This window comes from Pseudomonas trutticola BRTCR10, from assembly GCF_056155105.1.
The window spans coordinates 2,184,063-2,195,477 of record NZ_CM149552.1; the positions used below are offsets into that span (position 1 = coordinate 2,184,063).

Here is an 11,415-nt window from a genome sequence, read left to right on the forward strand (position 1 = left end):
CGGCGTTTGTCTGAACGCTTGCCGAAGCCGCTCTTGCCGCGGCTTCGGCATTTCTGCATCTGGCGGGAGTGCCGCCCGGCCGGTATTGCGCCGGCGCGCTAAATCATTGCGTTTGTCATTCGTTCTTGTTGATACGACCGGGCCTCCTGGTCACGCCGCCGATCAGCAAGGACCCCATGCATGAATGCCGCAGACGCACAGAAACTAGCCCGTCGCTTTATCGAACTGCCGCAGGACAAACGCCGTTTGTTTCTCGCCGGCATGGCCCGCGAAGGCATCGATTTTGCGCAGCTTCCCATGACCGCCTGTGACGGCATCGCCGAGCGTGACGGCCTGTCTTATGCCCAGCAGCGGATGTGGTTTCTCTGGCAGCTGGACCCGCACAGTGCTGCTTACAACTTGCCGATGGCCGTGCGCCTGACGGGCGATCTGCAAGCGCAGGCGCTGGAGCAGGCATTCAGCCTTTTGGCGGCGCGGCATGAGTGCCTGCGCACCACCTTCGGTCAGGAAGGCGAGCGCGCTTTTCAGCGCGTCGCCGAGCCTCAGCCTCTGAAGCTGGCCATCACCGATCTGAGTGCCGTCCCCGAGGCCCAGCGTTGGCCTCTGGCGCAGCAGCACATGATGGCCGAGGCCACGCAGGCGTTCGACCTGGAAAACGGCCCGCTGCTGAGCCTGCGCCTGTTGCGTCTGGCCGAGCAGGAGCACGTGCTGCTGTTGACCTTGCACCACATCATTGCCGATGGCTGGTCGATGAACATTCTCATCGACGAGTTCATGCGCACCTACGACGCCCTGGTCGCGGGGCGCGAGCCATCGTTGCCGGCACTCACCGTGCATTACCGCGATTACGCGCTGTGGCAGCGCAGTTGGCTGGAGGCGGGCGAGCGCGAGCGGCAACTGGATTACTGGCGCGCGCAACTGGGTGACGAACACCCGGTGCTTGAATTGCCGACTGACCGCGCCTATCCGGCGCAATCAAGTCATCAGGGGGCGCGGCTGGAAACGGTCATCGACGCAGCGCTGCGCCAGGAACTGAAAAGCCTCGCCCAGCGTCAGGGCGTAACCCTGTTCGTGGTGCTGTTGGCCGCGTTCAAAACCTTGTTGCATCGCTACAGCGGCCAGACCGACATTCGTGTCGGTGGGCTGATCGCCAACCGCACCCGCAGCGAAACCGAAGGCCTGATCGGCTTCTTCGTCAACACGCAGATCCTGCGCAGCGAAGTCACCGCGCAAACGCGTTTTGGCGATCTCTTGCAGAACCTGCGTCAAGCCGCGCTCGGTGCACAGGTTCATCAGGAGTTGCCGTTCGACGCGTTGATCGAAGCCCTGCAACCAGCGCGCAGCCAAAGCCACAATCCACTGTTCCAGGTGATGTTCAACCACCAGCCGCTGGTGACCGACTTGCAGCATGTGCAACTGGAATCGGGGTTGCAGGTCGGCTATTTGACTGAAGAGCAACTGGCCGGCAGCGGTCGCCAACATGCCGCTACCAGTGACCTGATGCTCGACACCCGCGAGGAGGGCGAGCAACTGTTCGCTGCCTTCACCTACGCCACCGATATTTTTGACGCCGCGACCATCGCCGCGATGGCCGGACATTGGCGCAACATTCTGGCCTCCGTGTGCCGTGACCCTCAGCAATTGATCAGCGAAGTTGCGCTGCTGGCGGACGTCGAGCACGCGCAGTTGATTCAGAGCACCGAGGCCGAACCGCTATTCGCCAGCGTGCAAACACGCTTCGAAGCACAAGTAGCGCGAACGCCGCAGGCAGCGGCGGTGATCCTCGCGACCGAGCCGTCGCCGTCACTCAGCTACGCCGAGTTGAACACCCGCAGCAATCGTCTGGCCCACCAGTTACGCGCTCGCGGTGTCGGCCCTGACGTGCTGGTCGGTGTGGCGCTGGGGCGCTCGCTGGAACTGGCGGTGGCGCTGCTGGCAGTGCTCAAGGCTGGCGGCGCTTACGTGCCGCTGGATCCGCAAACACCGGCCGAACGTTTGCGCCATGTGCTCGATGACAGTGGCCTGAAACTGCTGCTGACCGATCGCGAGAGCCTCGCCAGCCTGCCGGCTCTCGACGGTGTCGACTGCCTGTGTCTGGAGCAGTTGGCCGATGACGGGCAGGTCGACAATCTTTCGGTGACGGTCGAGGCGCAAAACCTCGCCTACGTGATCTACACCTCAGGCTCGACCGGGCGCCCGAAAGGCGTGGCGATCAGTCACGGCGCGTTGAGCGAGTTCATCGACCGCGCCATCGATTACAGCGAACTGCGTGAAGGCGACCGGGTCCTGCAATTCGCCACCAGCAGTTTCGACGGCTTCGTCGAGCAGTTTTTCCCGCCACTGTGCCACGGCGCTGCTGTCGTGCTGCGTGATGCGCGGTTGTGGGACAGCGCGGCGTTGCATCAGGTCATCCTCGAACACGGCATCACCCTGGCCGACTTGCCCGCCGCTTACTGGTATTGGCTGGTGCAGGAATACGCCGCCAACCCACCGAGCGGTTTCGCTGCGTTGCGGCAGATTCATGTCGGCGGCGAAGCCATGGCGGTGGACGGTTTGCGCCTATGGCAACAGGCCGGGTTGGGCCATGTGCGATTGCTCAATACCTACGGGCCGACCGAGGCCACGGTGGTTTCGACCATTCATGACTGCACGGCACTGACGGCGGACGCCGTGTCGTGGCGCGGCATCCCGATCGGACAAGGTCTCGACGCGCGTCGTTTGTACGTGCTGGACGATGATTTGAACCTGCTGCCGCAAGGTGCGGTGGGCGAGTTGTATATCGGCGGACCGGGCCTGGCGCGTGGCTATCACCGTCAGCCGATGCTCAGCGCCGAGCGCTTTATCGCTGATCCGTTCGCTGACGGCCAGCGCCTGTACCGTACCGGCGACCGCGCCCGACTACGCGCCGATGGTGCGCTGGAGTACGTCGGTCGGGTCGATCATCAAGTGAAGATTCGCGGCTTCCGTATCGAGCTGGGCGAAATCGAATCGCGCCTGCAACAGTGCCCGGGCATCCGCGAGGCGGTGGTGCTGGCGGTGCCGCTCAGTGGTGGTTTGCAACTGGTGGCCTACGTGGTCAGCGATCAGGCCGTGCTCGACAGCGCGGCGACGCAAGCGGCGTTCCGTCAGCAAATTAGGGCAGCGCTGCAAGCCACTCTGCCGGACTACATGGTGCCGGGCCATCTGCTGTTGCTGGCGAACCTGCCGCTGACGCCGAGCGGCAAGCTCGATCGCAAGGCGTTGCCCGCGCCGGATCCTGTGCAGTTGCAGGGCGACTACCGCGCCCCGCAATCGGACGCCGAGCGGTGTCTGGCGCAGATCTGGGCGGATGTCCTGCAAGTGTCGCGGGTGGGTCTGGACGATCACTTTTTCGAATTGGGTGGCCACTCGCTGTTGGCCGCGCAAGTCATCGCCCGGGTGAAAAACCTGCAGGGCGTGGTGTTGCCGCTGCGCAGCCTGTTCGAGAAACCGGTTCTGGCCGATCTGGCGGCAATGCTTGCGCAACTGGCTGACGGCGCAACGAACGACGACTGGTCCGACATGGATCAGTTCATGAATGCTTTGGAAGGAGAGGAAGTATGAGCGGCACCATGGCGGAGCGCATCGCGAAAAGGTTCGTCGGCTTGCCGCTGGAACAGCGTCGGCTGTTTTTGGCCAAGCTGCGTGAAGACGGCAAGGACTTCAGCCTGTTGCCGCTGCCGGTCAGTCGTCACGATGTCGCGCAGATTCCGTTGTCGTTTGCCCAGCAGCGCCTGCTGTTTCTCTGGCAGCTCGAACCGCAGAGTGCCGCTTACAACATGGCCGCCGGCTTGCGCTTGAATGGGCGTCTGGACGAATCGGCGTTGCAGCGTTCGTTCGATTATCTGGTGGCGCGTCACGAAGTTCTGCGCACGGTGTTCCAGACCGACGGTGATCAGCCGCATCAAGTGATCCTTGAGCAACAGCCGTTGACACTGGAACGCATCGACCTGACGAGCCTGCCGCCGTCAGAGCGCGAGCCTGCCTTGGCGCAACAGGTGCAGAACGTCACGGCGCGGCCGTTCGATTTGCGCCACGGGCCGCTGTTGCGTGCCAGCCTGTTTGCGCTGGCCGAAGAAGAATTCGTGTTGGTGGTGAGCATGCACCACATCGTCTCCGACGGTTGGTCGATGGACGTGATGGTCAAGGAATTCGTCCAGTGCTACCAGGCCTTCAGCCTTGAACGCGAGCCGCAATTGCCGGCACTGACGCTGCAATACGCCGACTATGCGATCTGGCAGCGGCGCTGGCTGGAAGCCGGCGAGGGCGAGCGGCAACTCGATTACTGGCGCCAGCAACTGGGTGAAGAGCATCCGCTGCTGGAAGTGGCACCGGACTTTGCCCGACCGCTGACGCAAAGCTTCGAAGGCCAGACCCTGAGTTTTGATTTCGGTGCGCCGCTGTCCCTGCAACTCAATGCGTTTGCCCGTAGCCAGGGCATCAGTCTGTTCATGCTGGTGCTGGCCGGGTTCTCGCTGTTCCTGTCGCGGCAGGCCGGGCAGCGCGACATTCGTGTCGGGGTGCCGAATGCCAACCGTGGCCGTGCTGAGGTCGAAGGGCTGATCGGCTTTTTCGTCAACACTCAGGTGCTGCGATGCGAGGTGGACGAGCGCGGCAGTTTCGAGGATTTGCTGGCGCGTGTACGTGAAGCCGCGTTCGGTGCCCAGGCGCATCAGGAACTGCCGTTCGAGCAACTGGTGGACGAGTTGGTGGCTGAACGCACCCTGGGCCACAACCCGTTGTTCCAGGCCAAGTTCAACCAGAACGTCGGCATGCAGAAGCAGCGTTCGATGGCCCTGCCAGGGCTGAGCGTGGCGGAATATCCGCTGGACAAGGACGGTACTCATTTTGATCTGGCGCTGGACATCACCGATGACGGCACGCTGATTCATGGCCAGATGACCTATGCCAGCGACCTCTATCGCCCGCAGACGGTCGAGGGGTTTGTGCCGGCCTTGCTCGGCTTGTTCAGCGAGTTGTTGAAAGCGCCGCAAGCGCCACTGCACCGCGTTGCGGTGACCTTGCCGGCGCCACTTCCGGCACCCGCCGCGCCGGCGCTGTCGGTGTTGCAGCATTGGGATCGTGAAGTTGCCCGCCAGCCTGAGGCGCCGGCCGCCCGCGACCTGAATCAGGTCTTGAGTTATCGGGTGCTGGATCAAGCGGCCAATCGTCTGGCCCATCATCTGCTGGCGCAGGGCGTGAACGTCGGCGAGCCGGTGGCGGTGCTGATGGAGCGCTCGCTGGACTGGCTGACCTGTGTGCTGGCGGTGTTCAAGGCCGGCGCGGTGTACATGCCGCTGGACGTCAAGGCGCCGGATGCACGTTTGCAGCAGATGCTCGGTGCGGCGCAGGCGCGGCTGTTGTTGTGCACCGAAGGCGATGCGCGCGTGTCCGGGTTGGCGGTTGACGGCTGTCGGGGCATCGCGTTCGCAGCGCGGCAGTGGCAGTCAATGCCGGACACCTGTCCGGCCGTGGCGTTGTGCGCTCAATCAGCGGCGTACGTGATTCACACCTCCGGCTCCACCGGGCAACCGAAAGGCGTACTGGTCAGCCACGGCGCGCTGGGCAGTTATGTTCGCGGTGTGCTGGAGCGACTGGCACCGGCGGCGGACAGCAGCATGGCGCTGGTCTCGACCATTGCTGCGGATCTGGGTTTCACCGTGCTGTTCGGCGCGCTGTGTTCCGGGCGCCTGTTGCATGTCTTGCCGGAAGAGCTGGGTTTCGATCCGGACCGGTTTGCCGAGTACATGGCAACGCACCAGGTGGGCATGCTGAAAATCGTTCCCGGTCATCTGGCCGCGTTGTTGCAGGCCGCAAGGGCAGCCGACGTGCTGCCGCAACACGCGCTGATCGTCGGCGGTGAGGCGTGCTCGCCGGCGCTGGTGGAGCGCGTGCGTCAGCTCAAACCGGGCTGCCGCATCATCAACCACTATGGGCCGAGCGAAACCACGGTGGGCGTGTTGGCCCATGAAGTCGCTGATCTGACGCTCACCCGCAGCGTGCCGGTCGGTAGCGCACTGACCGGCGCTCACGTCTACGTGTTCGACGATGTCCTGAACAACGTCGCCGATCAGGTGGCTGGCGAGTTGTATATCGGTGGCGACAGCGTGGCGCTGGGCTACCTGAATCAGCCGGGGCTGACGGCGGAGCGCTTCTTGCCGGATCCGTTCGGTGCGCCGGGTACGCGGGTGTATCGCAGCGGTGACCGGGTGCGCCGCAATCGTCAGCAAGCGGTGGAATTCATCGGCCGCGCCGACGATCAGGTCAAGGTGCGCGGCTATCGCGTGGAGCCGGCGGAAGTGGCGCGTGTGCTGCTCGGTCTCGACGGCGTCAGTGAAGCGGCGGTGCTGGCGCTGTCACTGGATGATGACCCGACGCGTCTGCAACTGGTCGCGTGGTGTGTGCCGGTCGCAGGTGCTTCGTTAGCGGCACAGGCGCTGCGCGAGCAATTGCAGGCGTGCCTGCCGGATTACATGGTGCCGGCGCAGATCGTCCTGCTCGAGCAACTGCCGCTGACGGCCAACGGCAAACTCGACAAGCGTGCCTTGCCGGTGCCGGGCGTGGTCACTCAGCACTTCGTCGCGCCGCAAGGTGAAGTCGAAGAGAAACTCGCGGCGATCTGGGCCGATGTGCTCAAGCTTGAGCGCATCGGCAGCACCGACAACTTCTTCGAGCTGGGCGGTGATTCGATCCTCAGCCTGCAAATCATTGCCCGGGCCAAACGCCAGGGCATCAAGCTGAGCCCCAAGCAACTGTTCGAAAAACAGACCATCGGCCAACTGGCCGCCGTGGCCAAACTGATCGAAGCCAAACCCGTTGCGGCTGCGGCGCCGGCAGCTCGCGGACCGTTGCCATTGTTGCCGATTCAGGCACGGTTCTTCGAAACCCCGATCGCCCAGCGTCAGCACTGGAACCAGTCGGTGATGTTGCAACCGACCACGCTGCTTGACGCCGCTCACCTACGCACAGCGCTGGCGGCGCTGATCGAACAGCACGACGCGTTGACGCTGAATTTCCAGGCGTCCGGCGACGTGTGGCAGGCAATGCCGCAGACCCAGCGTGATCCAGAGCTGTTGTGGGTCCGTGAGCTGGACAGCCTGGACGCGTTGCCGGCGCTCGCCGATCAAGCCCAGCGCAGCCTGAATCTGCAACAAGGCCATTTGCTGCGGGCGGTGCTAGTGAACCTGCCGAACGCCGAGCAACGCTTGTTGCTGGTCATCCACCACCTGGTGATCGACGGCGTGTCGTGGCGCATTCTGCTGGAAGATCTGCAGCACGCTTACACCGCGTTGGCGGCGGGTACGCCGCTGGTTCTGCCGGGCAAAAGCAGCTCGCTGCACAGCTGGGCCGAGCATCTGCACCGTTACGGGCAGAGCGCAGCGCTGGCCGCTGAGAGCGCCTACTGGCGCCAGACCCTGGAGGCCGGCGACGCACAAATGCCGCGCGATTTCCCGCAGGACACGCAAACCCGCGAACAGGCCGCCCACGCCAGTTCGCGCCTGAGCCAGGCGCTGACCCACAAGCTGTTGAAAGTGGCGCCAGCGGCGTATCGCACGCAGATCAACGACCTGCTGCTGACGGCGCTGGCGCGGGTGTTGTGCGACTGGAGCGAACAGCCTTCGGTATTGATTCAGCTCGAAGGTCACGGTCGTGAAGACCTGTTCGACGACATCGACCTGAGCCGCACCGTAGGCTGGTTCAGTAACCTGTTCCCGGTGCGCCTGACCCCCGAGGCAACGCCGGGTGCGTCGCTGTGCGCGATCAAGGAACAATTGCGTGCGGTGCCGGGCAAAGGCATCGGCTTTGGTGTGCTGCGCTACTTGAGCCGTTGCGCCGAGTTGCAGGCATTGCCGCAGCCGCGCGTGACGTTCAATTATCTCGGCCAGTTCGACGGCGCGTTCAATGCCGACGCCGGCGCGCTGTTCGTGCCCAGCGGTGAAAGCACCGGGGCCAACCAGGACGCAGCCGCGCCGTTGGGTAACTGGCTGAGCGTTGACGGTCAGGTCTACGGCGGTGAGCTGGAATTGACCTGGACCTTCGGCACCGGCATGTATCGCGCAGAAACCGTCGAGGCGCTGGCCGAGGCCTATCGTCGTGAGCTTGCGCGTTTGATCGAACACTGCTGCGACAGTGGCGAGGCGGCTGTCACGCCGTCGGACTTCAGTCTGGCAACGCTGACCCAGGCACAACTCTCGGCATTGCCTATTCCGGCCCGCGACATCGTCGACCTCTATCCGCTGTCGCCGATGCAGCAGGGCATTCTGTTCCACAGCGTCAACGATCCGCACAGCCCGGCCTACACCAACCAATTGCGCGTCGATGTGCAACATCTCGATGCCGAGCGCTTCCATCAGGCCTGGCAGCAAACCGTTGATGCTCACGAAATCCTGCGCACGGCATTTGTGTGGCCACAGGATGCCGCCGCTGCGGTGCAAGTGGTGCGCCAGAGTGCGCAGATGCCATGGCGCGTGCAGGACTGGCGCGGTCGCCATGACCTCGGCACGGCACTGGATCAACTGGCCGGCGAAGATCTTGCCAGCGGTTTCGACCTGACCGGTGCGCCGCTGTTGCGGGTGACCTTGGTGCGCACGGATGAGGCGACGCACCACCTGATCTACACCTGCCATCACATCCTCATGGACGGCTGGAGTACGTCGCAGTTGTTCGGCGAAGTGCTGCAGCGTTATGCCGGCATGAACCCGGCGGTCGGGCAGGGGCGTTATCGCGATTACATCGAATGGCTGGGGCAGCGCGATCAGCAGGCCAGTCGCGATTTCTGGACGACAGCCCTTGCGGACCTTGATGAGCCGACGCGTCTGGCCAGTGCCTTGTCCGGCGCGCAGCAAGCGGCCAGCGGTTACGCCGATCACGAGCACGTATTCAGTGAGACGTTGACGGCGGATCTGAACCGTTTTGCCCGCGAGCAGAAAGTCACCCTCAACACCTTGGTGCAAGCGGCGTGGCTGGTACTGTTGCAGCGTTACACCTGGCAGGACAATGTGGCATTCGGCGCGACGGTCGCCGGGCGCCCGACGGATTTGCCGGGCGTCGAGCAACAGATCGGTCTGTTCATCAACACTTTGCCGGTGGTGGCGGCGCCGTCCGCTGACATTGTCGTCAGCCAGTGGCTGCAACAGGTGCAGGACGTCAATCTGGCGCTGCGCGAGCATGAGCACACGCCGCTCTACGACATTCAGCGTTGGGCCGGTGCGGGTAACGGGGCGTTGTTCGACAGCATTCTGGTGTTCGAAAACTACCCGATGGCCGAAGCCCTGCAACAAGGCCCGGCCACCGGTCTGACGTTCTCGGCGATTCGTCGTCAGGAACAGACCAACTACCCGCTGACGCTGGTGGCGGTCACCGGTCGCGAGCTGAGTCTGGGGATCAGTTATGACCAGGCCAGTTTCGCTGCGACCGCGATCAGCGCGTTGAGCGCACAACTCGAAAGCCTGCTCACGCAGTTCCTCGCCGATGCCACGCAACCGCTGGGTGCGCTGCAATTGCTCGCAGAACCGCAGCGTCAACAGGCCATCGATTGGGGCAAGGCCGACGTCACGGCAACGGACCCCCGCACGGTACTGGAACACCTCGCCGCGCAGGTACAGCGTCAGCCACAAGCACACGCGGTGCTGTTCGCCGAGCAACAGATCGATTACCAGAGCCTCGATTCCCGGGCCAACCGCCTCGCGCACAAGCTGCAAACGCTGGGCGTCGGTCCGGAGGTGCGGGTCGGGGTGTGCATGCGACGCACGCCGGACATGCTGGTCAGCCTGCTGGCCATTCTCAAGGCCGGTGGCGCCTATGTGCCGCTGGATCCGGACTATCCACAGGAGCGCTTGCTGCACATGCTCGACGACAGCCGCGCCGCCGTGCTGATCACCGAGCCCGCCGCACTGGCGCTGTTGCCACAAACCTTGAGCGCTGAGGTGCTGTTGGTGGAAGAGGGCGCCTTGAGCGCGTTCTCGATCACCGCACCGCAGGCGAGTGTCACTGCGCAGAATCTGGCCTATGTCATCTACACCTCGGGCTCGACCGGTAAACCGAAAGGCGTGGCGATTACCCACGGCAACCTGTCGGCGCTGATTCAGTGGTCGGCCGGGATCTATCGCGAAGAACAGTTGCGCGGCGTGCTGGCGTCGACGTCGATCTGCTTCGACCTGTCGGTCTGGGAAATCTTCGTCACCCTCGCTTGCGGTGGCTGCCTGGTACTGGCGGACAACGCGCTGGCCCTGGCCGATTTGCCGGCTCGCGAACAGGTCACGCTGATCAACACGGTGCCGTCGGCGATTGCCGCGCTGCAACGTGCCGGGCAGATTCCGCATTCGGTCGCGACCATCAATCTGGCCGGTGAGCCGCTCAAGCAAAGTCTGGTCGACACCTTGTACGCGAGCACCTCGGTGCAGCAGGTCTACGATCTGTACGGGCCGTCGGAAGACACCACCTATTCGACCTTCACCCTGCGCACGCCGCAAGGGCAGGCGAACATCGGCCGACCGCTGCAAAACACTGTGGCCTATTTGCTCGACAGCCAGTTGCAAGTGTTGCCGGGCGGCGTGCCCGCCGAGCTGTACCTGGGCGGTGCCGGTGTGACCCGTGGTTATCTGCTGCGCGCCGCGCTGACCGCCGAACGCTTTGTGCCGAACCCGTACGCCAGTAACGGCGAGCGGCTGTACCGCACCGGCGATCTGGTGCGTCAGGGCCATGACGGCAATATCGAGTACATCGGTCGGGCCGATCATCAGGTGAAGATTCGCGGCTTCCGTATCGAACTCAGCGAGATCGAAGCGCGGCTGCTGGAGCAGGACGAGATCCGCGAAGCCGTGGTCCTCGCTCAGGACGGTGCCGCCGGTAAACACCTGCATGCCTATGTGGTGGCGGCGCAGGCAGTGACCGATCAGACGTTGTTGGCGGAACGCCTGCGCAACGCGCTGACCAGTCGCTTGCCGGCGCACATGGTGCCGGGCCACTTGCATTTGATCGACGCCATCCCGTTGACCCCCAACGGTAAGCTCGATCGCAAGGCGTTGATGGCTTTGGGCGACAGCCCGACGCAGCAGCACTATCAGGCGCCGCAAAGCGATTTGCAGTGGGAAGTGGCGACGATCTGGCAGGAAGTGCTGGAGGTCGAGCAGGTGGGCCTTGCCGACAACTTCTTCCAGCTCGGCGGGCACTCGTTGCTGGCCACGCTGGTGGTGACCCGGATCAAGGAGCGTCTGGGCGACAAGGTGCCGCTCAAGGAATTGTTCGAAACCGATACCCTCAAGGCGTTCTGCGCGCGAATCGAAGCCTTGCGCGTCGAAATGTCGCCCGTTCAGGATGAATTGGCTAAATCCCTGGAGGCCCTCAAACGTCTATCCCTCGATGATCTGGAAAAACTGATTTCTTGAGAGGGAAAAA

At 63.7% G+C, this 11,415-nt stretch carries 2 protein-coding genes; both read left to right on the forward strand.

Annotated elements, in window-relative coordinates; all coding sequences use genetic code 11:
- The first annotated feature begins 180 nt into the window (after positions 1-180).
- The gene (locus ACVVH8_RS09815) at positions 181-3,582 is read left to right on the forward strand and encodes an amino acid adenylation domain-containing protein (RefSeq protein ID WP_475229734.1); all 3,402 of its coding nucleotides are present in this window, start codon (positions 181-183) and stop codon (positions 3,580-3,582) included.
- The gene (locus ACVVH8_RS09820) at positions 3,579-11,405 is read left to right on the forward strand and encodes an amino acid adenylation domain-containing protein (protein WP_475229737.1); all 7,827 of its coding nucleotides are present in this window, start codon (positions 3,579-3,581) and stop codon (positions 11,403-11,405) included. Before ACVVH8_RS09815 ends, ACVVH8_RS09820 begins: the two co-directional genes overlap by 4 nt.
- Positions 11,406-11,415 lie beyond the last annotated feature (10 nt).

Bases quoted from the DNA above. Each gene is read 5' to 3' on its own strand.
- ACVVH8_RS09815 (WP_475229734.1), top strand. From the start codon at position 181: ATGAATGCCGCAGACGCACAGAAACTAGCCCGTCGCTTTATCGAACTG.
- ACVVH8_RS09820 (WP_475229737.1), top strand. From the start codon at position 3,579: ATGAGCGGCACCATGGCGGAGCGCATCGCGAAAAGGTTCGTCGGCTTG.